This is a genomic window from Paraburkholderia sp. SIMBA_053 (assembly GCF_046534895.1).
GTDB classification, from domain to species: Bacteria; Pseudomonadota; Gammaproteobacteria; order Burkholderiales; family Burkholderiaceae; genus Paraburkholderia; species Paraburkholderia caledonica.
The window spans coordinates 1-238 of the sequence record NZ_JAWRXU010001641.1 but is presented as its reverse complement, the minus strand read 5'-3'; the positions used below and the strand labels follow the sequence as shown (position 1 = coordinate 238).

Here is a 238-nt window from a genome sequence, read left to right as displayed (position 1 = left end):
ATCTACGACGCCGAGGCGATCGCCGCGTCCGGGGCTACGGGCGCCGCCGCCGTCTATGTCGACGACGTGTACGTCCCGATGGAGTTCTCGCTCGAGACAGCACGCCTGCTACCCGGCGTGAAGCTGTGGGTGACCAGCGAGCACGAGCACAACGGGCTGCGCTCGGGTCCCGTGCTGTCGCGCCTCATCGACCTGGCGCAGGGCCGCCGCCTGCGCTGAGGATCTCCGCCTCGAGGAG

Annotated in this window: 1 pseudogene; it reads left to right on the top strand. The window is 70.2% G+C overall.

Features of this window, described 5'->3' with window-relative positions:
• Positions 1-219: pseudogene (locus tag SB753_RS41125) on the top strand (aminopeptidase); the annotation flags it as partial.
• Positions 220-238 lie beyond the last annotated feature (19 nt).